Here is a 23,477-nt window from a genome sequence, read left to right on the forward strand (position 1 = left end):
GGAAATTCGCCGAATTCTGCAAGAAGCATGGATCGCACTGACATCTCATGATTTTCGACACAGGACATGCACCATGTAGTCGTCCTCGAAAACCTCACCCGGATCAATCCTGCGCCCGTCGATGGCATAGGCCGCCTCGACCCCAAGGCCCATGCGGGCCAAAAGGGCGGTCTGGGCGGCAAGGTCGGAGTAGTAGGTCAAAAGCGCATAGTTCATGCCGCTGTCGTTCAGGATCGCGTAGTCGCTGGTGGCCCGACAGCCCTTGGCCAACTCGTCACGCAGGGCATCCCGACGTCGCCGCGCCCCGGCCAGCCAGAAGAATAACACGCGTTCCCATAGCGGTATCTGCCGCGGCTCCAACGTGCGATCCAGATCGCGAAAATCCCGATTGTGGAAGCTGAAAAGGAAATACCCTCCGGGGCGCAGCACGCGGGCGATTTCCGCCAGGGCCTGGCACCGCCCCTCGTGATCAACATAGTCCAGACCGTTGTAGGAAAACACAGCGAAATCAAAGGCATCCACTGCCAAATCAGGCATGTCGCGTGCATCCATCCTACGGAAGGTGACATCGGGAAAGGCGCGCTGCGCTTCCTGAATGGCCTGCGCGGCATAGTCAACGCCAAGATACGTCTCCGCCGGATCGGCCAGCGTGGACACAAGCCGCCCTGTCCCCACGCCAAGCTCAAGAACCCGCCCGCACCTCACGGCGTCAGGCACCGCCTGCAAGGCCTCCACCTCGGCCGGGAAAAGCCCGGCTTTCGCCCGGTTGGCACGTCCGTTCTCAACGCTGTCAAACGCCCTGAGGTTAACCGAATTCATGTTGACCGGCATGGCGCTCCCCGCTTGGTCCAGCGGCAGGATTGCCGTCTGGTCATCGCCGTCATTTCCAACCATTATCGACCCACAGTCAACCCGGACAGGGGCACCGCACCATGGCATCTGCCACCACCATTTCCGTGCTCCCGTCAGGGGACGAAGCCACAGCCCGCTGGCGCGCCCTCTGGTCGGCGGGGACGGCAACGGTGTTCCAGTCGCCGGTGTTTGTCGAAACGGTGCTTGAGCAGGCCCGCAAACACGACACCGACAGGCAGAACATGCTGTTTGCCTTCATGTCGTCGGAGGGTCAGGACTTCGCGGGGTTTCACGTGCTGTCCACGCGCGAAAATGGCCTTCGGGTTCTGCGCCATCCGGGCATCGGGGAATGCGACTATGCCGGGCCGCTCCTGCGCGCGCCGTCTGACGCCACACGCTTTGTCGAACACTGGCCCGCTCTGTGCGCGGCCCTGCCCCGCCACGACGTGCTCCATATGCGCCAGATGCCGGAAAAACCGGTGTCTCCCGAAGAACTTGGCGGGCTGCAACGGGCGCACACCCACGCGCATCCGGTCCGGCTCACTACCGCCGATCCTATTGACCTCCTGCCAACCTCCAAGCTGCGCAGCGACCTGCGCCGCCGCCGCCGCAAGCTCGAAGCGCAGGGCGATCTCGCCTTCTTTGTTGCCACACCTCCGGACGTGCCCGCTCACTACCAACAGCTTGTCGACTGGCGCATTGCCCGTTTCACGGCGATGGGCAAGGATGACCCGCTTCTGCAACCGGCGCACCGCGATCTCTACCTCGACCTTGCGACACGACACCCCGACACGGCAGTTGTCTCGGGCCTGTCCCTTGATGGCCACCCCATTGCTATGCAATTTGGGCTGCTCGATCATGACCGCTACTGCCAGATCGTCACCGCCTTCCAAGATGGCCCCCACAAGGTCAACGCGCCTGCACGTTTGTTGATGCTCGACATGATGCGCTGGACCCGTGACCGCGGCCTGCCGGTCTATGATTTCACGGTCGGGGACGAGCCCTACAAGGACAGCTTCGGCGCAGATCGTTTGCCGATCCACGAAATCGTGCTGCCCCGCACGATGGCGGGGCAGGTCTACACGTTCTACAAAAAATGCGAATTCGCTGTCGAAGCCTATCTCGAACAGCGCAAGTCGACTTAGGTGTTGAACAGGAAGTGCATGACGTCGCCGTCTTTCACGAGATACGACTTGCCTTCCGCACGCATTTTCCCGGCTTCTTTGGCCCCCTGTTCACCGTTGCAGGCAACATAGTCGTCATAGGCGATGGTCTCGGCCCGGATAAAGCCTTTCTCGAAGTCACCGTGAATGACACCTGCCGCCTGCGGGGCAAGCGTGCCCTGCCTGATGGTCCAGGCGCGGGCTTCTTTCGGGCCGACGGTGAAATAGGTTTCAAGGTGCAGCAACTCGTAACCCGCCTTGATCAGACGATCCAGACCGGCCTCTTCCAGCCCCATCTCAGAGAGGAACATTTCGGCTTCCTCATCGTCCAGCTGGCTGATCTCTTCCTCGATCTGCGCCGAGATGATCACGTGGCTGTTGCCCTGCGCTGCCGCCATTTCGGCCACTTTCGCGGAATGGTCGTTGCCTTCCGCCGCTTCAGATTCGCCGACGTTGCAAACGTAGAGCACCGGCTTGGTGCTCAGAAGCTGCAGCATCTTCCAGGCCTTTGCATCTTCCGCATCAACCTCGACAAGACGCGCGGGCTTGCCGTCTTCCAGCATCGCCTGTGCCGCCGCCAGCAGACGATCCTGCTGTTGCGCTTCCTTGTCGTTGCCCTTGAGCTTGCGCACCAGGTTGGCGCGGCGCTTTTCGATGCTTTCCAGATCGGCCAGCATCAGCTCGGTTTCGATGGTCTCGGCATCTGCCACCGGATCGACACGGCCATCAACGTGGGTCACGTCGCCGTCTTCGAAACAGCGCAGCACGTGGGCAATGGCGTCGGTTTCGCGAATGTTGGCAAGGAACTGGTTGCCCAGACCTTCACCCTTGGACGCGCCCTTCACCAGACCCGCAATATCGACAAACGTCATGCGCGTCGGAATGATCTGCTTGGACTGTGCAATCTCGGCCAGCGTATCCAGACGCGCGTCGGGAACGCCCACGTCGCCCACGTTCGGCTCGATGGTGCAGAACGGAAAGTTAGCCGCCTGCGCCGCAGCGGTTTTCGTCAATGCGTTGAACAAGGTGGACTTGCCGACATTCGGAAGACCCACAATACCCATTTTAAAGCCCATAGCGGCCTCCTGATGCCATTCGGTTGCCGCTTCTAGGCAACAAATGCCAACTGCGCAAGAACACGCTTGAAACCATAATGTTGCCGGCAAGACACTTTTTCCGACGATCAAGCAAAGGTGAAACCCATACGTGTACCCAACTGTTTAAATTCCCGGGGCCACCCACTATCCTCTTCGGATGTTTTTTCAACGGAGTCGTCCCATGAAGGCACCCTGGCTAGCAGCCCTCGCGATTTCTGCCGCAAGCACCGTTTCGGCACAGGAATTCATTATCGGAGCAGGTGTCTCCGACTTCTCCGCAGCGGGCGCTGAGAGTGGCGCAGTCATCGACATCGAGTATCATACCGCGCCCATGTGGACCCGCGGTTCTCTGGATATGGGTCTTGGCGCGGTTCTGTCCGCCCACAAGGCAGGAGATATCTTTATTGGTGGCGGTGCCTTTGCGGAATACAACTTCCAAAACAACTGGTTCGCCCAGGCAAGCTTCATGCCCGGCGCCTACTTCGAAGACTCGCCGGCAAACGATCTGGGCCAAACCCTCGAGTTCCGCACCCAGGTCGGTTTTGGGTACCGTTTCGAGAATGGCACCAAGCTGTCGCTTGCCTTCGCGCACACATCAAACGCCAGTTTGGGCAACACGAACCCGGGCATGAACACCTGGACATTGCGCTGGCATAAACAGTTCTAAGGCCCTTCTCCCTGCCCGATCAGTCACCTTCTCAAAGGTTTCCTCTGCTCGGGCATTGATTTCCCCACTGCTTTTGCGGCACATCGGTGCACGGATAGTACAAGGACGCCCCGATGACTCGCATTGACGCCAAATTCGCTGAACTCAACGCAGCCGGAAAAAAGGCCTTTGTCGCCTATGTCATGGCGGGCGATCCGGACTACGACACCTCTCTGGAGATCGTCAAAGGCCTGCCCGACGCAGGTGTTGACGTCATCGAACTGGGTCTGCCCTTCACCGATCCGATGGCCGATGGCCCGACAATTCAGCTCGCGGGTCAGCGCGCGCTTGACGGCGGCATGACCCTCCAGCGCACGCTCGATCTTGCGGCCGAGTTCCGCAAAGAGGACGACACCACCCCGATCGTGCTGATGGGCTACTACAACCCGATCTACAGCCGCGGCGTGGACAAGTTCCTCGAAGACGCCAAGGCCGCAGGCATTGACGGCCTTATTGTCGTCGATCTGCCGCCCGAAGAAGACGAGGAACTCTGCATTCCGGCACAGGCCGCTGGCATGAACTTCATTCGCCTCGCCACGCCCACCACGGATGACAAACGCCTGCCCAAGGTGCTTCAGAACACCTCCGGCTTTGTCTACTACGTCTCGATCACCGGCATCACGGGTGCCGCCGAGGCTGAAGCCACCAACGTTGGCCCCGAAGTCGCCCGCATCAAGGCATCGACCGACCTGCCCGTCATCGTCGGCTTTGGCATCAACACGCCCGAGAAATCCGAGGCCATCGCCTCGGTGGCCGATGGCGCCGTTGTCGGTTCCGCCATCGTCAGCCAGATCGGCGCGGGCAAACCGGTTGCCGAAGTTCTGTCCTTCGTGAAATCTCTGGCAGACGGCGCACACCGCGCCTGATCCGGATGTACGCACGCGCCTTCACCACCCTCAAGCACAACATCGCGTTCTATGTTGTGGTGACGGTGGTGGTGGTCATGCTGGAATCCATGATGCAGGCCGTCGGTATCGTCACCCTGGTCTTTGCTGGCCTGACAATGCTCTACACCCACCGCATGATCCAGCTTCAGGAACACTACGGTTGGGCCGATCCGCTCAGCACAACAGGCAAGAACGGTGACAAGGTCCCGATCTTCGGCTATTGCCTGCGCTTTCTGGCCCTGTTCGTGATCCTGACACTGGTGCTCTCCCTCTGCTTCGTGCTCTTGGGTCAACTGGGCGTCATAGCCGCAGGAGATAGCGAAACCGGCGGCGCCTCCAATCTCTTGGCCCCGCTCTTTGGCATCCCGCTCTTCGTCGTTCTCTTGTCCCTGATCGGCACCGTCCTCCCCGCAAGCGCGGAACGTGCCAACACCTCGCTTCAGGCCGCCCTCAAGCGGGGCCGCGCCACACTTGGCAAGACAGCAATCAACCTTCTGATCGGACCAATCGCCATTGCCGCGCTCGGTTTCGTGCTTCAAATGGCCTTCGCCTCCGGCATCAGCGCGGAAAGCGGCTTTCTACCCAAACTGGCCTACCGCACAGCCGCAACGATTCTCACGATCCTGCCCGCCATGCTTGCCGCAACCGCGCTCAGCATCGCCTACCTCGACGCTGAATCGCGCTGAACACCCCCGAAACTTCTGTTTTGCTTCAAACGGTTTCCACCGTTCTTGACGTGCAGCCGCATGCCGCACTTGCGCAAAACACCCCGCATTGGTAAAGAAGTTTTACCAATACGAGGGAAAGTGAGCCAAAATGCCCGTTATAACCTGCATTGACGACCTGAAGCGCATCTATGAGCGCCGTGTGCCGCGCATGTTCTTTGACTATGCCGAGAGCGGCAGCTGGACCGAACAAACCTTCCGCGAGAACACCTCGGACTTCGAACAGCTCTACCTGCGCCAGCGCGTTGCCATCGACATGACCGGTCGCAGCACCAAGACCCAGATGATCGGTCAGGACGTCTCAATGCCGGTGGCCCTCGCCCCGGTTGGCCTCACTGGCATGCAGAACGCGGATGGCGAGATCAAGGCCGCCCGTGCCGCCGAGAAATTCGGCGTCCCCTTCACCCTCTCGACCATGTCCATCTGTTCGATCGAGGACGTGGCGGAAAACACCTCCCAGCCCTTCTGGATGCAGGTCTACACGCTGAATGACGACGACTTCATGCAGCGCCTGTTCGACCGCGCCAAGGATGCCAAATGCTCCGCCGCCGTCATCACCGTCGACCTGCAACTCCTTGGCCAGCGCCACAAGGATCTGAAAAACGGCCTCTCCGCCCCGCCCAAGCTCACCGTCAAATCCATGGCGAACCTCGCCACCAAGTGGAGCTGGGGCCTCCAAATGCTCGGCACCAAGCGCCGCTTCTTCGGCAACATCGTCGGCCACGCCAAGGACGTCAAAGACCCGGGCAGCCTCTCGACCTGGACCTCCAAGGCCTTTGATCAGGCGCTCGACTGGGACCGCATCCGCCAGTTCCGCAAGATGTGGGATGGCCCGCTCATCATCAAGGGCATCATTGATCCGCGCGACGCGCTTGAAGCCCTGAACGTCGGTGCCGACGCCATCATCGTCTCCAACCACGGCGGCCGCCAGCTTGACGGTGCTCTCTCCTCGATCCGCGCCCTGCCCGCGATCATGGATGCCGTGGGCGACAAGATCGAAGTCCACCTCGACAGCGGCATCCGCTCCGGTCAGGACGTCCTCAAGGCCGTCGCCATGGGCGCCAAGGGCACCTACATCGGCCGTGCCTTCACCTATGGCCTCGGCGCAATGGGCGAAGCGGGCGTGACCAAGGCCCTCGAACTCATCCACAACGAACTCGACGTCTCGATGGCCCTTTGCGGCAAGACCGACATCAACACCGTCGACCGCGATATCCTGATGATCCCGGAAGGCTTCGAAGGCAACTGGCAGGAGTAATACTCCTCTAATTGAGTTCATAAACTCTCAGAAAGGGACGGTTCTCCGTCCCTTTTTCTTTGCGCCTTGCATGCAAACGATCTGCGTCCTATCAATCAATCACATTTTCAAAATTGCATATGGGAACACAGGATGTCAGATCAATCTCATTCCCCTGTATCATCAGACAGTTTGCCTGAAAACCTCGCCAAAATCGAAGACTTGATACTAGGTAGCGGTGCGGACGATTTCGAACGCATCAAGAGCTATTCCGACGTGTTTTGCCCGTTCGAGGCCATCGGCATGGTGCATCAGGAAATTCGGCACTCCAACTTTCTCGCCTATTGTCTAAACCCTCACAAGCCCCATGGTTTCGGAGACGAATTGCTCAGAGAGTTCCTGTACCTTGTCGCTGACGAGGTCGAAACGCTCCCTTCGAAACTCGAACTCTCTTTGATGTCGCTGCACAACGCGGAAATTAGACGCGAATGGAATCACATTGACCTTCTCATCCGCGTCCCCAACGAAGATGGGCAAGAAATTGTCGTGGCAATTGAGCAGAAAATTCATGCGGCCGAAGGGCTGAATCAACTCAAACGCTACACAGAAGTGGTCAAGGACCACTTTGAAAAAACGAAACACACGGCATTGATATTCCTCCCAAAAGACGCGACCGCCCCAAGTGAAAGCGAAACTTGGGGCCAACTCTCGCTACAGGACGTGGTCAGGCGATTTGAGATTGTTGCAAATACGCGTCTCATCACAGCCAAAGGCACTCCACTTCTCAACCAGTATATTGCAATGCTCCGGAGGCACATTATGCCCGACAATACCCTCACAGAAATCGCTCAAAAACTCTGGAATGAACACGGCGAAGCGCTCAACCTTCTGATGGAGCACAGACCTGATCAACACAGCGAAATTGTGGCAGCTTTCAAGGCGGCGCGCACAGAAATGGCTGAAACCCTGAATGCGAAACTCAAGGGCAAAGGGTTTGAGGGGACCGATATAACACTTGAACCGGTTTTTGATAACAACTGGGTCGGACACTTCTCCGTCACGTCCTGGGCGGCTATTCCCGAACTGTCAAAAAAGGTTGAAGACAAAAATGTCTCAATACTCATGCCGGAGATTGCAGGCGACAGAAACGCATTGCGGTATTGGAGCTCTATGGTTCTTCATCCGGGAGACGCCGAGCAACGAAAAGCAATCTACAAAACGATTTCGGAGACCGCAGCCGGCAAGGGAACGGGCAAAATATCAATTGGGCGCCGCAACCCGATTGATAAGATACCGCAATACAAACACTTCTCCAGAATCGAAATCGCGGCCGCTCCAAAAGAGAGTGATTTCAAGGAAACAGACGAGTTCCTCCACGACATCAAAAGCAACTTCGTCAAGCACTGGGAAAAGGCGCTTCCGCTATACGACAAATTGCTTAGATCAAAGCTACTCGTCCAATAGACAGCCAACCTTCTCAAAAGCGCTTTTCTTCTCAACGAATCCCGTGTAAGGGAGCGGCTTCACGCGGGGTTACAGCCTTGGAGGAACCCCGCCCTAATCATATGGAGAAATATCATGGCTGGACAGATCCCTGATCTTCACGCCGAGGTCCGCGCGGGGACAGGCAAGGGCGCCGCTCGCGCAGCACGTCGTGACGGTATGGTTCCTGGTGTTGTCTACGGTGGCGACGCAGAACCGCAAGCAATTCAACTGCCCTTCAACTCGCTTCTTAAGAAGCTGAAAGAAGGTCGCTTCCTGTCGACTCTCTTCAACCTGAAGATCGAAGGCCAGGAAGACGTGCGCGTCATCTGCCGTAACGTGCAGCGTGACACCGTCAAAGACCTGCCGACCCACATCGACCTGCTGCGCCTGCGCCGCACCTCGAAAATCAACCTCTTCATCCACGTTGACTTCGTCAACGAAGAGGCGGCACCGGGCATCAAGAAGGGTGGCGTTCTGACCATCGTTCGCCCCGAAGTCGAACTGAACGTGACCGCCGGCGAAATCCCGGAAAGCATCACTGTCGACCTGACCGGCCTGAACATCGGCGACATCGTCCACATCTCGGACGTAACCCTGCCGTCGGGCGCCAAGCCGACCATCGACCGCGACTTCGTCATCGCCAACATCTCGGCCCCGTCGGGTCTGCGTTCGGCAGAAGACGAAGCTGAAGGCGAAGAAGGCGAAGAGGCAGCAGCAGAAGAGTAATCTTCTCTCCCTCTCGGAAATTGAAACGCGGCTCCTTTGGGGCCGCGTTTTTCGTTTCAGGGGCAATGATTGATTCCGCGCATGTCGCCGCCTATAGATCAGGGCATTACGAGACAGGACACGCGGCATGAAACTCTTCGTCGGATTGGGCAACCCCGGCCCCAAATACGCAGGCAACCGCCACAACATCGGCTTCATGGCGCTGGATCGCATCGCCGAAGACCACGGCTTTGCCCCCTGGCGTAAGAAGTTCCAGGGCCAGGTCTCCGAAGGCAAGTTCGGCTCGCAAAAGGTCGTGCTGCTCAAGCCGGAAACCTTCATGAACCTCTCCGGCCAGTCCGTGGGCGAGGCCATGCGCTTTTACAAGCTCGACAGCACCGACATCACCGTCTTCCACGACGAACTCGACCTGGCCCCCGGCAAATGCCGCGCCAAGGCCGGGGGCGGCCACGCCGGCCACAACGGCCTGCGCTCGATCCACCAACACATCGGCCCGCACTATGATCGCATCCGCATCGGCATCGGCCACCCCGGCCACAAGGATGCCGTGGCGGGCTATGTTTTGCGCGACTTTGCCAAGGCCGATCAGGAGTGGCTGGATGACCTGCTGCGCGGCATGTCCGACGGGGCTCCGTCTCTCGCCGCCGGTGACAGCGGCAAGTTCATGAACGCCGTGGCCCTGCGCGTGAACCCGCCACGGTCCTCCACCAGCAAGCCAAAGGCCAACACCTCTGCCAAACCCGCCCCTGCCCCCGAACCCGAGGACACCCGCAGCCCGCTGGAAAAGCTGATGGACAAGTTCAAATGACCGATACACTGCACCAGGCCTTCCGCGAACAGGCAGGCCATTGCGAGAACCTCGACAGTCCCTTCATGGGCCGCCTCCTGCGCCTGCTGGCCGACCACTGGCCGGAAGACACCGCCCTGTCGCGCAAACTCGCAGACTGGCAGGGCGACATCGGCCCCATGGCCGCATCCCTGCCCCTGCGGGTCTGTGGCGGCCTGCATGCCCTGCGCCTCTCCGGTCAGGATGACGGCCTCGACGCCACCTACCCGCCGCAGTCCCCCGATGACGCGGCGCTCTGGTCCGCCGTTGATGCGGCCCTGCATCGCCATGACACCTTCATGTGCGCTTGGGTGGACCACGCCCCGCAAACCAACGAAGTCCGCCGTGCTGCTGCCTTGATCGCAGGCACGGCCCTTCTGGCAGATCGCTATGCCCTGCCAATCCGCCTCTCCGAACTTGGTGCAAGTGGCGGATTGAACCTGATGTTCGATCACTTCGCCCTCGATATCAACGACACCCGCCTTGGCCCCGATGGCGCCACAGTGACGCTCGCCCCCAACTGGACAGGCAAGACGCCGCCCGCTGCCACACCCACCATCACCGAACGGCGCGGCGTGGATCTGAACCCGCTTGACGCCCACGATAACGGCGATGCCCTGCGCCTCATGGCCTACCTCTGGCCGGATCAGGCCGAACGCATGGCCCGCACCCGCGCCGCCATCGCCCTTCAGGACGCGCCAGTTGACCCGTCCGACGCCATCGACTGGCTCGAAACCCGCCTGCCCCACCAGCCCGGCCAGATGCACCTGATCTATCACACCATCGCCTGGCAGTATTTCCCGCCCGAGGCACAGGCACGCGGCACACAGCTGATCGAAGCCGCCGGCGCCAAGGCCACTGAGACCACCCCGCTTGCATGGCTGCGCATGGAGGCGGATGGCGACACGCCCGGCGCGGGCCTGTCCCTGCGCCTCTGGCCCGGCAATCACACCATCGCCCTTGGCCGCATCGACTTCCACGGCCGCTGGGTCGATTGGCAGGCCCCACCCCGCCTGCCCTAACGTCAGACTTGCCAAAGCCCCCCGCGCCCCTGTCGTATGTCCGAAAGGGAGACAAACATGCGTACTTTTGGCAAATGGCTGGGCCGCATCCTGCTGGTCCTGATCATCACCGCAACAGCCCTCTACGTCTGGAAACGCGAGGAAATCACCCGCCTGATGGCGGTGAACACCCTGTTCTCGGAAGACAAGATCGTTACCAATTTCTCGAACATGAACGCGGCCTTCCTGACCCGTGACGTGCCCCGTGGCGATGGCCCCGTTTCCGACCTGCCCCAAGGCGAGACCGCAACCCTGCCAGCCTCTACCACAGACTGGGTCAAAGAACGCTCTGTCACCGCGCTTGTCGTCCTGAAGGATGGCCAATTGGTCCACGAAAGCTACTACAAGGGCACCACGCCGGAAGATCGCCGCATCTCGTGGTCGGTTGCCAAATCCTATCTCTCGGCCCTCTTCGGCGTGATCATGGCCGAGGGCCACATCGACAGCCTCGACGATCCGGTCACCAAATATGCCCCCTCCCTCAAGGGTGGCGCCTATGACCGCGCCAGCATCCGCGACGTGCTGCAAATGTCCTCTGGCGTCACCTTCAACGAGGACTATCTCGACTTCCATTCCGACATCAACCGCATGGGCCGCGTGATCGCCCTTGGCGGCACGATGGACGGCTTTGCCGAAGGCCTGAGCGAAACCTTCACCGCCCCCGGCAGCCAATGGCAGTATGTCTCGATCGACACCCATGTCATCGGCATGGTGATCCGCGGCGCAACCGGTCGCGACATCGCCAGCCTGCTGTCGGAAAAGATCATCCAACCGCTCGGCTACGAGGTCTCACCCTACTACATCACCGATGGCGTTGACGTGGCCTTTGTGCTTGGCGGTCTCAACATCCGCACCCGCGATTATGCCCGCTTTGGCCAGATGTTCCTGCAAAACGGCAGCTACAACGGCCAACAGGTCGTCCCCGCCGAGTGGGTCGCGGAAAGCACCGTGCCAAGCGCCAGAACGCAACCCGGCGAACTGCAATACGGCTACCAGTGGTGGATGCCCAAAGACGCCCGCGACGGTGAATTCTTCGGCATCGGCGTCTATGGCCAGTACATCTATATCAACCGCCCCGCAGGCATCGTGATCGCGGTGAACTCGGCCGATCGCCAGTTCAAGTCCGGCGGCGTGACCACCCGCAACATCGCCCAGTTCCGCGAGATCGCGGACAGCCTGCAATAAGTTGACCTGAAAGCGTTTTGCAATAACCTGTTGGCAGCCATTGCCGACAGGAGCAGACCGATGCAGATGGAGCCCTCGATCAACGTACTCGGCGATCCGCTCGAGCCCTGCTCGCGCGATCCGTTGACCGGGTTCTTCCGCGACGGCCACTGCAACACCTGCTACGAGGATCAGGGCACCCACACTGTCTGCGCCATCATGACCGCCGAATTCCTCGCCTTTTCGAAATACGTCGGCAACGATCTCTCGACCCCGCGTCCCGACTATGGCTTTGCCGGCCTGAACCCGGGCGACCAATGGTGCCTCTGCGCCGCCCGCTTCCTGCAAGCCCACGACGAAGGCTGCGCCCCCAAGGTCCACCTCGCCGCCACCCACCAACGCACCCTCGACATCGTCCCGCTGCGCATCCTCAAACAGCACGCGGCGGAGTGACAGGAAGGGGCCCCTTGTCAGCACAAGACATGGGCCAGAAACGCCTAAATAGTGGCGTTGAGTTCAATGTTGCAACCGATTGCTACATCCACTTTAGTACCAATCATTTGCAATGTGTTCTTTCGATAGCAGGAACAAAACTTTGAATCAGCTTTCATATCAGATTGGATCGTCAGTGTTTTCGAACGATCACGAAGTTCGGGTACTGATCGATGGTGATGACGTTCTCGGCCCTGACTATTTAGGTTTGGATCCAGTAGATTTTTTGGAGTTTGTTAAGCCTGACAAGGTAGGCCTTATGCTTGTTGGGCGGTGCGACTGCGGCTGTATAGGTTGCTGTGACGTTTTTGCAGATGTGACGCTTGCCGACCATCAGGTCACATGGAAATTATCTGGCCAGACCTACCAGTTTGAAATTTCGGCTTATAAATCGACACTCTCCGCCATTGCATTCGACCACTCGTGGGAAGACATAAATCGGCGCGTTGAACGTATTCTTACAGAACGCATCCAGATTGATGACCGATGGGCCAAGGATGACGTCCACTTCAACTGGGTGTCTACGCGATGTTCACGGCATCAATTGACCTATAGTTTTACCATTTCCGGAGAACAGGTAACTTTCGCCACTGGGTGGGATTCGCAGACGGAAGCGGACGCTATTGCAGCTCACGATCGTTTGTTTCTAAAAAAGTTCACCAAAAAGTGAGACACAGGACATCCTGTCATCCGCTCAAATGAAGCAAACGGCAGCCTCGTCCGCACAGCCGCCATTCCCCTTCGCAGGCCCTAGACACCGCTCCGAACGGTCAGTGAACCCGGGAATCCTGGCGCTCCAGTTCTCGCTGGATTGATCCGATATCGATCTCTTCCAACTCGCGGTTCGATTTGATCGACAGCGCTGCCGCAACGCCTGCGCCCTGTCCGATCACCGCGCAGCAGGCCATGTTGCGGGTGGCGGCATGGGCGATCTTTTCGCCGCCCGTCGCCCGCCCCGACACCAGCAACCCCTTGATACGCTTGGGCAAAAGGTTGCGATAGGGGATTTCGAAATACCGCCCCGTTGTCGGCAGGATCAGCACACCATAGCCATCTATGAACTCAGGGAAAATGCCGATACTGTCCTCGAACCGCCCCTGTTCGCGCACGTCCCACTCGGTCATGCGATAGGCGGTGTCGACCTTGCGCGTATCGCGGATGCCCAGCGTCATGCCGAAGTTCCGCAGCCGGATACCTTCACAGCCCGGAGTGAAGGCGCGCAGGGCCTCGATCGCCAGCATCGCCTGCCGCCGCCCCTCGATCTCGTTGCGGGTCAGGTCATCCGGATCGGTGCCATCGCAATTCCCGAGGTGGATCAGGTTCATATAGGTCAGTTCACCCGTTTCATGCGCTGCACCCCATGTGCCCGCAATCGTGTTCAGGTGCGGCGGGATCATCCCCGCCTCGATGGCCTGTGCAAACGGCTTGTGCAGGAAGGGTGAGAACATCTCGTCCTCCTTGCCGGTGGTCTCGATGTTCCACTCGCCACCACCACCCCAGTCGGCATAGGTCTGCGGATCGGCCTTGACCCCCTCAAGGAACTTCTGGCGATCCACACCGGCCACGTGGAACATGACCGAGGCCGCCATCAGATCTTCCCGCGGTGCCTTCTCGGTCGGTGCTCCGGCCCGATGCGCCACATCCGCATCCCCCGTCGCATCAATCACGACCCTGGCCAAGAGCGCCTCGCGCCCGGCCTTGGATTCGGTGATGATGCCGGTGATCCGATCCCCCTCCATGATCGGCGCCACGAACGACCGGTGCAGCATGGCGTGAATACCCGCCTCCTCCACCATGCGGTCCGCCACCAGCTTGAACCCTTCCGAGTCGATCTCATAGCTGAGCGACTGGCTCTCCGGCACCGCCGCGCCGGCCGTCTTGGCGGCCTCCTCGAACTCGCGCGCGATGCCGTTGGATTCCACGGTTTGCTCGTGGCGATACCAGTGCATCCCCTCGACACCCACCACGGTGATATTCCCCCCGAAACAACCAAACCGCTCGACCAGTGTCACCTCGACACCAGCCCGCGCCGCCGCCAGCGCCGCCGACAGCCCACCAGGGCCCGAGCCGACAACAAGCACGTCGGTTTCGTGGATCACATCAATGTCGCGGGCGGGTTCGGTTATCGTTTTCATGACGCCCAGCGTTGCGCCGCCAGATACGATCCGTCAATCAAAAAATTGAACCACTATTCAAGTTACCCAACGACATGAAAAAGGCGCCCCGATGGGACGCCTCGAAAACCAATCCGGCAAGACGTTTAGTCTGCCGCACGACCTTCTGTATCGCTCATGTCAAAGCCAAGGTAACGCGCCACGGTCTGCACGTCCTTGTCGCCCCGGCCACACATGTTCATCACGATCACGTGGTCCTTGGGCAGGGTCGGCGCGATCTTCATCACATGCGCCAGCGCGTGGCAGGGCTCCAGCGCGGGGATGATCCCCTCCTGCGCACAGGAGAACTGGAACGCCTCCAGAGCTTCCTTGTCGGTGATCGACACATACTGCGCGCGGCCCGTGTCATGCAGCCAGCTGTGCTCCGGTCCAATGCCCGGATAATCCAGACCCGCCGAAATCGAATAGCCTTCGAGGATCTGGCCGTCATCGTCCTGCAACAGGTAGGTGCGGTTGCCGTGCAGAACGCCGGGGCGGCCGCCCGTCAGCGACGCACAGTGCTCCATCTTCTCGTCCACGCCACGACCACCGGCTTCGACACCAATGATGTTCACCGATGTGTCGTCGAGGAACGGATAGAACAGGCCCATCGCATTCGATCCGCCACCAATCGCCGCGATCACGGTATCGGGCAACGCGCCTTCACCTTCGAACTCGGGCAATTGCTGCTTCACTTCCTTGCCGATGATCGACTGGAAGTCGCGCACCATGGCCGGATAGGGGTGCGGGCCGGCCACGGTCCCGATGCAGTAGAAGGTGTCACGCACGTTGGTGACCCAGTCGCGCAGCGCATCGTTCATCGCGTCCTTGAGGGTGCCACGGCCCGAGGTCACAGGCACCACTTCGGCGCCCAGAAGGCGCATCCGGAACACGTTCGGCGCCTGGCGCTGAACATCATGCGCGCCCATGTAGACCACGCACTTCAGGCCGAACTTGGCACAGACGGTGGCCGTGGCCACCCCATGCTGGCCCGCGCCGGTTTCGGCGATGATGCGGGTCTTGCCCATGCGGCGTGCGAGAATGATCTGGCCCAGCACATTGTTGATCTTGTGCGCGCCGGTGTGGTTCAACTCGTCGCGCTTGAGATAGATTTTCGCGCCACCCAGGGTTTCGGTGGTGCGCTCTGCGAAGTACAGCGGGCTAGGACGGCCCACATAGTGCTTCCACAGATCATCCATCTCGGCCCAGAAACTTGCATCCGTCTTGGCCTTTTCATACTCGGCTTCCAGATCAAGGATCAGCGGCATCAGGGTTTCCGATACAAAGCGGCCCCCGAAGTCACCAAAACGGCCCTTCTCATCGGGACCATTCATGAAGCTGTTGAAAAGATCTTCGGCCATACTCTCGCCCTTCCGTTGCGCCCACTTTACCTAGAACGCAGGCCGCGTCGGGGCAAGCGCAAAGCGTTTCGAAACGCTTTGCGTGCGCGGTTTACAAACCGCGTTCGCGCCCCACCGCCGTCCGAAGGGGCACAAGGGCTTTCGAAAGCCCTTGGCCGCACCCGAAGGATGGGGCCGTCATTGCAGAACACGACAAAGTGGCGGCCGTTTTCATAGGCTCGAAAGCCGCGCCGGGCCACGGCCTGGGCAAAGGCTCGCGCCCAACCAGCCGTTCAACATCCCGAATCTGCCGCTTGACCACACCACCCCGACGCGCCTCGGCCGAGCCAAGGAACTGGGCCTGCCACTGTTCGGCCGTCAGATGATCGGGAAGCGATGCCATGGGGCCACCCCATCCGATCATGGTAAAGATGTCGTAAAGAAATAGGCGCCGCTCACCGCAGGATCGGCACAGCCCCCGCATCCTGTCCCTTGGCCGCCGCAACAAAGGCGCGGATTTTCTCGACGTCCTTCACACCCGGTGCGCTTTCCACACCCGAAGACACGTCAACCTGTCGCGCGCCGGTCATACGCACCGCTTCGGCCACGTTTTCCGGCGTCAATCCTCCGGCCAGCATCCACGGGCAGGGCCAGTATTTGCGGTTCACCAGACGCCAGTCAAACGCCAGCCCATTGCCCCCCGGCAGATCGGCCCCTTTCGGCGGCTTGGCATCCACCAGCAACTGATCGGCCACCATGCCGTAATCCTTGAGCGCAATCAGATCGGCTTCTTCGGCGATCCCCACGGCCTTCATCACCGGCAGACCATAGCGCGCGCGCAACTCCGCCACCCGCGCCGGGCTCTCCTTGCCGTGAAGCTGCAACATATCAAGCGGCACGGTGTCGATCAGCCGATCCAGAAAAGCATCCTCGGCATTCACCGTCAGCGCCACCTTGGCAAGCCCCACCGGCGCCGCCAGCGCCAGATCACGCGCCAGCTCAACACTCACATGTCGCGGCGATTTTTCGAAAAAGACAAAGCCGGCATAGGCCGCCCCGGCCTCGGCCACCGCTTCCACATGTTCGGGCTCACGCAGCCCGCAGATCTTGACGCGAATATCCATGACAGTTCTCTAGACGTGCATCAGGCGGAACGCAAATCACGCTCCGCCCGTCGCTGTTCCAAAACTCCAAAGGCCAGGCCCCTACTCGAGGATCGCCAGAACCTCGTCCTGCGGCTTGCCCTCGCCCCCTTTCAGGCGGCGCACTTCGCGTTCGGTCTGTTTCAGGGCACGCTGGGTCTTGCTCTTGTCGGCGCGGTGCTTGTGTTCGCGCAGCCATTCCCAGACGAAGCCGATCAGCAGGCCAACCGCGATGCTGGCAAAGATCACCGCGTAAAGCGGCAGGGTGATCGAATAGCCAAAGCCGATCAGATCCGCCAGCGTGGCCGGCAACAGGCTCAGGGTCACAAAGTCACGATTGGCCATCGCCACCGAGATCAGAACGATCGCGAGCGCAGCCAGAAACGCATACCGAATGTATCGCATGAATTATTGTCCGTTGAGACGGTCACGCAGCAGTTTGCCCGTCTTGAAGAAGGGCACGTGTTTCTCTTCGACTTCAACCGATTCACCGGTGCGCGGGTTGCGGCCCACGCGGGCATCCCGTTTCTTCACCGAGAACGCCCCGAAGCCACGAAGCTCAACACGATCGCCACGCGACATTGCGTTGGTGATCTCTTCAAAGATCGTATTCACGATCCGCTCAACGTCCCTCTGGTACAAGTGAGGGTTCTCATCAGCGATCTTCTGAATCAGTTCCGAACGGATCATCGGTTATCTCTCCCTGGGCGTGCACGTCTTGTCGCTTGCATCACAGGAACTATAGGAACAATCGTTCAAAACGGAAACAGATACGACGGGGGCAAGTCGTAAAATCGCCCGAAATCGACAGGTTTTTGCACGGATCGGCAGTTCCCCGCCGGTCATTCTCCATGCCAGCCCGACAAATGCGCGCTGCACCTGCAGAAAGAACTCATTGATTCGGAACGAAAAAGGTCTGGGTGTTTCGACCAAACGAGAAACGAAAAACCCCGCACCGGATGGTGCGGGGTTCCAATTTTGCACGGATGCAAAGACGCGAACGATTAGTCGCCGGTCTTCAGTGCTGCACCCAGGATGTCGCCCAGCGATGCACCCGAGTCCGACGAACCGTACTGTTCCACGGCCTCTTTCTCTTCGGCGATCTCGCGTGCCTTGATCGACAGGCCAAGACGACGGGTCTTGCTGTCAACGTTGGTGACGCGGACGTCGATCTTGTCGCCTTCCGAGAAACGCTCGGGGCGCTGCTCTGCACGGTCGCGCGACAGGTCCGAACGACGGATGAACGACTTCATGCCTTCGTACTCGACCTCGATGCCGCCGTCTTCGATCGCGGTGACTTCTACGGTGATGACCGAGCCACGCTTCACGCCGCCGGTTGCTTCGGCAAACTTATCACCGCCCAGGGCTTTGATCGAGAGCGAGATACGCTCTTTGTCAACGTCAACTTCCGAAACAACGGCTTTGACAACGTCGCCCTTCTTGTAGTTCTGGATGGCGTCTTCGCCACGCTCGTCCCACGAGATGTCGCTGAGGTGAACCATGCCGTCGATGTCGTTGTCGAGGCCGATGAACAGACCGAATTCGGTGATGTTCTTGACTTCGCCTTCGACCTCGGTGCCTTCCGGGTGAGTTTCCGCGAAAACTTCCCACGGGTTGCGCATGGTCTGCTTGAGGCCCAGCGAAACGCGGCGCTTGGCACCGTCGATTTCCAGAACCATGACTTCGACTTCCTGCGAGGTCGAAACGATCTTGCCGGGGTGAACGTTCTTCTTGGTCCAGGACATTTCCGAAACGTGGACCAGGCCTTCGACACCAGGCTCCAGTTCGACGAACGCACCGTAGTCGGTGATGTTGGTCACGCGGCCGGTGTGTACCGATTCCAGCGGGTACTTGGCAGCAACCAGATCCCACGGATCTTCTTGCAGCTGCTTCATGCCCAGGCTGATGCGGTGGGTTTCTTTGTTGATCTTGATGACCTGAACCTTGACGGTTTCGCCGATCGACAGGATCTCCGACGGGTGGTTCACACGGCGCCATGCCATGTCGGTGACGTGCAGCAGGCCGTCAACGCCGCCCAGGTCAACGAATGCACCGTACTCGGTGATGTTCTTGACAACACCCTCGACGGCTTGACCTTCGGACAGGTTGCCGATGACTTCTGCACGCTGTTCGGCGCGCGACTCTTCCAGGATGGCGCGACGCGAAACAACGATGTTGCCACGACGACGGTCCATTTTCAGGATTTGGAACGGCTGCTTCAGACCCATCAGCGGGCCAGCGTCACGTACCGGACGTACGTCAACTTGCGAGCCGGGCAGGAAGGCAACAGCGCCGCCAAGGTCGACAGTGAAGCCGCCTTTGACGCGGCCGAAGATCGCGCCTTCGACGCGTGCATCGTCTGCGTATGCTTTTTCCAGGCGGTCCCATGCTTCTTCACGACGGGCCATCTCGCGCGAGATAACAGCTTCGCCACGGGCGTTTTCAGCTGCGCGCAGGAAGACTTCTACTTCGTCGCCAACAGCGATTTCAGGAGCTTCACCGGGGTTTGCGAATTCTTTCAGATCAACGCGGCCTTCCATTTTGTAGCCTACGTCGATGATGGCTTGGCCTGCTTCAACAGCGATGACTTTGCCTTTGACAACCGAACCCTCGTTCGGGGTGTCCATTTCGAAGCTTTCGTTAAGGAGGGCTTCGAATTCCTCCATCGATACGTTTTGAGCCATGTGGTCTCAGGTTCCTTTACTAACGTTTTTGCGGGCCGCGCGGTTGTCTCCGCCGGTCTTGGTTTCGTTACGTCCCGGGCCGTTTGACCAAGAATTCGGACGCGGTGTCACAAACAAACAATAAGGGCCGGAGGAATTCCTCGGGCCCTACTCACCACATCCGCGACTCTTGACGGTCTCTGGACAGGGCGCGTTTAGACCGTTTCGCGCAATGATGCAAGGCCATCCCTTGATTTAAGACAAGTCCCCGCGTCCAGCGCTCCGCTATGGAAGGAAAACTCGAACGGACAATGGGACTGCTACGCATGAAACTCACCAAACGCATCTTCCTGGCCAATCTTGTGGCCCTGACCGCCCTGCCTTCCGCGATGTTTGCCGAGGACGATCCCATCCTCGCGGACGCCAACTTCCGTCTGACCTTTATTTTTAACGATCCCCAAGGGGCAACCGGAACAGTTCCCGTTGCGCCCGAAGACGTGGTCAAGGCCGTCGATATGGGCCCCAAAACCGGCCTGCCCTACCTTGCCGGTATCGTCAGCACCGCGGCTGCGGCCCAGATGACCAATTTCCCGACCGGGGAAACCCAAGCCCTCGAACTGGTCGTGCGCGAAGGCCTGATCGGCGTTGCCCACGGCAAAGTCGCCATCCGAGACCTGCCCTTCGATCTGAACGAGGCCGGATGGAAAGGCGTCCTGTCGGTCACCCGCCCGTAATGATCCGCGGCGCGCGGACGATGGGCAACTCGCCTCATTGTCCGCGCGACATAATTTTCCTGCGGGCTTGAGCCCGGCGCCGACCGCCTAAAGCTGCGCCAAACGATCCCGTTTCAAGGTCGCCACTTCTGCACTCTCCAGACGGCGCAATGCCTCGTCGACACCGCCAGTCTTCAACCCCTGCCGCCAGATGCGCCGGGCCGAACGCGGCGACCACGGCAACGAGGCCTCCGCCAGCCACCGCCGCAATTCCGGCGGCAGGGCATCAAATTCCCGCATCGGATCACCAGCGCGGCGACGCTTCAGACGGGTCGAGATATTGCGTTGGTGCATAGGGTGCATTCCGGTGCGGCCTTCATTATTTCGATATGTAATAACATATCAAAAAGACCGCAACACACCGCCCACGCAATTTGCCTGAAACGCGATGCTACCCGCGCCGTGCCTCGATCGCCGCAATCGCTGCGGCCACCGCCTCGTCGATCCCAAGACTGCTGGTGTCGATCACAACCGCATCCTTGGCCGCAACCATCGGCGCCTCGGCGCGTTCGCGGTCTCGCGTGTCCCGCTCTTTGACGTCGGCCAGAACCTCTTCCCGGCTCACCGACATGCCCTTGCCCGCCAGTTCAAGATAGCGCCGCTCTGCCCTTACCTCGGCACTCGCCGTAACGAACAGCTTGGCCTCGGCATCGGGACAGATCACCGTGCCGATGTCGCGCCCATCCAGAACTGCCCCGCCGGCCCGGCGCGCAAAGGCCCGCTGGAAGTCCACCAGCGCCGCGCGTACTTCGGAAATCACCGCCACCTTGCTGGCTGCCTGCGCCACTTCGGGCGTGCGCAGATTGTCCGCTTCCAGATCGTCCGCCATCAATGCCAAGGCCGCGGCAATCGGGTCCGTACCGTCCAGCGTCTTGGCGCCAACGGCCCGGTACAACAGCCCGGTATCAAGATGCGCGAACCCGAAATGTGCAGCGACCGCCTTGGAAATTGTTCCCTTTCCCGCCGCCGCAGGGCCATCAATCGCAATCGTGAAAGGCATCTTTTTCCTCGAACTCTCTTCCTATCGGGGCCCAAGCCCTACCCCACCCGCATAGAGCGTTGCAAGGCCATGCCCCCCAGAACAAGGATGGCCACGAGCAAGGTCACATATTTCGACACCGTGTAACTGCTGGCCAGAACGACGAGATCACGATCAATCCCTTCCGGCCCCAAGCGCACCATCTCGGCAATCAGCGCGTTTTCGCAAAGATCCATCATGGTAAACGCCGCCGGGGCAATCAGCATGATCACCCGCGACCACGGGTGTATCCGCGTAGTCAGCCCCCACCAGAGCATCCCCATCCAGAACCCGAGCAGAATCGGAAACGCAGTATCCAGAAGGCGCATCGGCCCAAGGTAAAAGGCCGACCCCTCTTCCTTCAGCAGCATCAGGTAGGTCTTGGCATCAAAGAACCCGTAACCCAGCGGGCGCTGATCAAACGGCCAGAGTTTCTCGCTGCCGACGACAAGATGCTGTGCTCCAAGCCATATCGAGATGACATAGACAGCCCCTGTCGCCACGCTCAGAAGCGCGAAAACTCTGGCATAGGCCGTCACTTGGCCGCGCTCGAAAGCTGAGCGCCAAGGTCTCCCATGAGACGCTCGAAAATCGGGAAGGAGGTGGCAATCGGCCCGCCGTCATCCACGCTGACCGGCTGTTGTGTCGCCATGCCCATCACCATGAACGACATCGCGATCCGGTGATCCAAATGGCTCTCGCAGGTGGCCCCGCCCGGCACGTTGCCATGGCCAAGGCCCTTCACGATCCACCAGTCCTCACCTTCATCCACCTCGACACCATTGGCGCGCAGCCCCTTGGCCATCGCGTCAATCCGGTCGCTTTCCTTGACCCGCAACTCCTTGACGCCCTTCATCACCGTGTCACCCTGCGCAAACGCGGCAACCACGGACAGAACCGGATACTCGTCGATCATGCTGGCGGCACGCGCCGGATCAACTTCGATCCCCTTGAGGTCCGGCGAAAACTTCGCACGCAGGTCCGCCACCGGCTCGCCACCTTCCTCGCGTTCGTTTTCATAGGTCAGGTCTGCGCCCATCTCGCGCAGCGTGGTGAACAGGCCCGCCCGCGTCGGGTTCAGCCCGATATTCGGCACCAGCACATCCGATCCCGGCGTAATCACCGCCGCACAGACGGGAAACGCCGCCGAACTCGGATCGCGCGGCACGACAATGGTCTGCGGTTTCAACTCGGGCTGACCGGTCAGGGTGATCACCCGGCCCTCCTCGGTCTCCTCGGTGCGAATGTCTGCACCAAACCCTGCCAGCATCCGCTCGGTATGGTCGCGGGTCGCCTCTTTCTCGATCACCACCGTCTCGCCGGGCGCATTCAGACCCGCCAGCAAAACAGCCGATTTCACCTGCGCCGAGGGCATCGGAACCGTATAGCGCACCGGCACCGGATCAGCCGCGCCCACGATGGTCATCGGCAGACGGCCACCCGAACGGCCTACCGACTGCGCGCCGAACAGGGCAATCGGATCGGTCACCCGCGCCATCGGGCGCTTGTTCAGGCTGGCATCGCCGGTAAAGGTCACGGTGATCGGGCAAGAGGCCATCGCCCCCATGATCAGCCGCACACCCGTACCCGAGTTGCCGCAATCGATCACGTTGTCCGGTTCGGCAAACCCGCCAACACCGACCCCATGCACATGCCACGTGCCATCTTCGTCCCGCACCACATCGGCCCCGAAGGCCCGCATCGCCTTGGCCGTATCCAGAACGTCCTCACCTTCCAAAAGGCCGGTGATCTTGGTCTCGCCCACGGCCATCGCCCCGAAAATCAGCGATCGGTGCGAGATCGACTTGTCCCCCGGCACATGCGCCTCGCCCTTTAGCGGGCCACAGGGGGTGGAGGTCATCGGGATGGGGGTGCCATGTCCGGACATTTGCGCGTTCCTTTGAAAGGATGTCCCGAGGCGCGGGGTTTGCCCGCACACCGCATCAGGACACCCAGTAGATGTTATT

General features: G+C 60.1%; 26 protein-coding genes. 13 read left to right on the forward strand and 13 right to left on the reverse strand.

The annotated features are described in order from the left end of the window. Positions 1–45: 45 nt before the first annotated feature. Positions 46–894: a class I SAM-dependent methyltransferase gene (locus tag NNA36_RS11960; protein WP_255107274.1), complete on the reverse strand. Its 849-nt coding sequence runs from the start codon at positions 892–894 to the stop codon at positions 46–48. Between the two features lie 38 nt (positions 895–932). On the opposite strand from NNA36_RS11960, the gene NNA36_RS11965 reads away from it, so the two are divergent. Beyond that, positions 933–1,997, forward strand: coding sequence for a GNAT family N-acetyltransferase (locus NNA36_RS11965; protein WP_255107276.1), 1,065 nt, complete (start codon positions 933–935; stop codon positions 1,995–1,997). On the opposite strand, the gene ychF is transcribed toward NNA36_RS11965, so the two are convergent. Further along, complete coding sequence (ychF, locus tag NNA36_RS11970) at positions 1,994–3,091, reverse strand: redox-regulated ATPase YchF (RefSeq protein WP_255107278.1); 1,098 nt, start codon at positions 3,089–3,091, stop codon at positions 1,994–1,996. The genes NNA36_RS11965 and ychF overlap by 4 nt on opposite strands. 202 nt (positions 3,092–3,293) lie before the next feature. On the opposite strand from ychF, the gene NNA36_RS11975 reads away from it, so the two are divergent. The 11 genes from NNA36_RS11975 (at position 3,294) to NNA36_RS12025 (ending at position 13,091) form a co-directional block, all read left to right on the forward strand. Then, positions 3,294–3,779: an acyloxyacyl hydrolase gene (locus NNA36_RS11975; protein WP_255107280.1), complete on the forward strand. Its 486-nt coding sequence runs from the start codon at positions 3,294–3,296 to the stop codon at positions 3,777–3,779. 113 nt (positions 3,780–3,892) lie between these two features. Continuing rightward, positions 3,893–4,684, forward strand: coding sequence for a tryptophan synthase subunit alpha (trpA, locus tag NNA36_RS11980; protein WP_255107281.1), 792 nt, complete (start codon positions 3,893–3,895; stop codon positions 4,682–4,684). 5 nt (positions 4,685–4,689) lie between these two features. Next, positions 4,690–5,391, forward strand: coding sequence for a hypothetical protein (locus tag NNA36_RS11985; protein WP_255107283.1), 702 nt, complete (start codon positions 4,690–4,692; stop codon positions 5,389–5,391). 130 nt (positions 5,392–5,521) lie between these two features. After that, complete coding sequence (locus NNA36_RS11990) at positions 5,522–6,688, forward strand: alpha-hydroxy acid oxidase (protein ID WP_255107285.1); 1,167 nt, start codon at positions 5,522–5,524, stop codon at positions 6,686–6,688. A 132-nt stretch (positions 6,689–6,820) separates the two neighbouring features. Continuing rightward, positions 6,821–8,131 (forward strand): PD-(D/E)XK nuclease family protein, encoded by a 1,311-nt coding sequence (locus NNA36_RS11995; protein WP_255107287.1) that lies wholly within the window; start codon positions 6,821–6,823, stop codon positions 8,129–8,131. Positions 8,132–8,245: 114 nt separating this feature from the next. Then, entirely contained in the window at positions 8,246–8,878 is a 633-nt protein-coding gene (locus tag NNA36_RS12000; RefSeq protein ID WP_255107289.1) for a 50S ribosomal protein L25/general stress protein Ctc, read from the forward strand. A gap of 127 nt (positions 8,879–9,005) precedes the next feature. Beyond that, positions 9,006–9,686, forward strand: a complete 681-nt coding sequence (gene pth / locus NNA36_RS12005) for an aminoacyl-tRNA hydrolase (RefSeq protein WP_255107291.1) — start codon at positions 9,006–9,008, stop codon at positions 9,684–9,686. Continuing rightward, the gene (locus NNA36_RS12010; protein WP_255107293.1) at positions 9,683–10,726 is read left to right on the forward strand and encodes a DUF2332 domain-containing protein; all 1,044 of its coding nucleotides are present in this window, start codon (positions 9,683–9,685) and stop codon (positions 10,724–10,726) included. The genes pth and NNA36_RS12010 overlap by 4 nt, the downstream gene beginning before the upstream one ends. Before the next feature lie 57 nt (positions 10,727–10,783). Next, on the forward strand, positions 10,784–11,950 hold the full coding sequence (locus NNA36_RS12015) for a serine hydrolase (RefSeq protein WP_255107294.1): 1,167 nt from the start codon (positions 10,784–10,786) through the stop codon (positions 11,948–11,950). A 60-nt stretch (positions 11,951–12,010) separates the two neighbouring features. After that, positions 12,011–12,382 carry a DUF2237 family protein gene (locus NNA36_RS12020; RefSeq protein ID WP_255107296.1) on the forward strand — a complete coding sequence of 124 codons (372 nt, stop codon included), beginning with the start codon at positions 12,011–12,013 and terminating at the stop codon, positions 12,380–12,382. Between the two features lie 142 nt (positions 12,383–12,524). Then, the gene (locus NNA36_RS12025; RefSeq protein WP_255107298.1) at positions 12,525–13,091 is read left to right on the forward strand and encodes a hypothetical protein; all 567 of its coding nucleotides are present in this window, start codon (positions 12,525–12,527) and stop codon (positions 13,089–13,091) included. Between the two features lie 100 nt (positions 13,092–13,191). On the opposite strand, the gene NNA36_RS12030 is transcribed toward NNA36_RS12025, so the two are convergent. From NNA36_RS12030 to rpsA, 7 genes are all read right to left on the reverse strand, one after another. Next, positions 13,192–14,556, reverse strand: a complete 1,365-nt coding sequence (locus NNA36_RS12030; RefSeq protein ID WP_255107299.1) for an FAD-dependent oxidoreductase — start codon at positions 14,554–14,556, stop codon at positions 13,192–13,194. Positions 14,557–14,681: 125 nt separating this feature from the next. Further along, entirely contained in the window at positions 14,682–15,935 is a 1,254-nt protein-coding gene (gene trpB, locus NNA36_RS12035; RefSeq protein WP_255107300.1) for a tryptophan synthase subunit beta, read from the reverse strand. A 91-nt stretch (positions 15,936–16,026) separates the two neighbouring features. Then, on the reverse strand, positions 16,027–16,317 hold the full coding sequence (locus NNA36_RS12040) for an N-(5'-phosphoribosyl)anthranilate isomerase (RefSeq protein WP_255107301.1): 291 nt from the start codon (positions 16,315–16,317) through the stop codon (positions 16,027–16,029). A 52-nt stretch (positions 16,318–16,369) separates the two neighbouring features. After that, complete coding sequence (locus tag NNA36_RS12045; protein ID WP_255107302.1) at positions 16,370–17,038, reverse strand: phosphoribosylanthranilate isomerase; 669 nt, start codon at positions 17,036–17,038, stop codon at positions 16,370–16,372. Between the two features lie 81 nt (positions 17,039–17,119). Then, on the reverse strand, positions 17,120–17,461 hold the full coding sequence (locus tag NNA36_RS12050) for a LapA family protein (RefSeq protein ID WP_255107303.1): 342 nt from the start codon (positions 17,459–17,461) through the stop codon (positions 17,120–17,122). Positions 17,462–17,464: 3 nt separating this feature from the next. Continuing rightward, on the reverse strand, positions 17,465–17,746 hold the full coding sequence (gene ihfB / locus NNA36_RS12055) for an integration host factor subunit beta (RefSeq protein ID WP_255107304.1): 282 nt from the start codon (positions 17,744–17,746) through the stop codon (positions 17,465–17,467). Between the two features lie 314 nt (positions 17,747–18,060). Beyond that, a complete protein-coding gene (gene rpsA / locus NNA36_RS12060; RefSeq protein ID WP_255107305.1) occupies positions 18,061–19,740 on the reverse strand; it encodes a 30S ribosomal protein S1 in 1,680 nt (559 codons plus the stop codon). 305 nt (positions 19,741–20,045) lie between these two features. Between rpsA and NNA36_RS12065 the strand changes: the two genes are divergently transcribed. Continuing rightward, positions 20,046–20,453, forward strand: coding sequence for a hypothetical protein (locus tag NNA36_RS12065; RefSeq protein WP_255107307.1), 408 nt, complete (start codon positions 20,046–20,048; stop codon positions 20,451–20,453). An 87-nt stretch (positions 20,454–20,540) separates the two neighbouring features. Here NNA36_RS12065 and NNA36_RS12070 read toward each other — a convergent pair whose 3' ends face one another. The 4 genes from NNA36_RS12070 to aroA all read right to left on the reverse strand — a co-directional run bounded on the left by NNA36_RS12070 (position 20,541) and on the right by aroA (position 23,398). Further along, positions 20,541–20,786 (reverse strand): DUF6525 family protein, encoded by a 246-nt coding sequence (locus NNA36_RS12070; protein WP_255107308.1) that lies wholly within the window; start codon positions 20,784–20,786, stop codon positions 20,541–20,543. Between the two features lie 97 nt (positions 20,787–20,883). Next, positions 20,884–21,492, reverse strand: coding sequence for a (d)CMP kinase (cmk, locus tag NNA36_RS12075; protein WP_255107310.1), 609 nt, complete (start codon positions 21,490–21,492; stop codon positions 20,884–20,886). 38 nt (positions 21,493–21,530) lie between these two features. Then, the gene (locus NNA36_RS12080; protein WP_255107312.1) at positions 21,531–22,049 is read right to left on the reverse strand and encodes a hypothetical protein; all 519 of its coding nucleotides are present in this window, start codon (positions 22,047–22,049) and stop codon (positions 21,531–21,533) included. Continuing rightward, positions 22,046–23,398, reverse strand: a complete 1,353-nt coding sequence (gene aroA, locus NNA36_RS12085; RefSeq protein ID WP_255107313.1) for a 3-phosphoshikimate 1-carboxyvinyltransferase — start codon at positions 23,396–23,398, stop codon at positions 22,046–22,048. Before aroA ends, NNA36_RS12080 begins: the two co-directional genes overlap by 4 nt. Positions 23,399–23,477 lie beyond the last annotated feature (79 nt).

The sequence above is a fragment of the Shimia sp. CNT1-13L.2 genome (genome assembly GCF_024331145.1).
Lineage (GTDB): Bacteria > Pseudomonadota > Alphaproteobacteria > Rhodobacterales > Rhodobacteraceae > Shimia.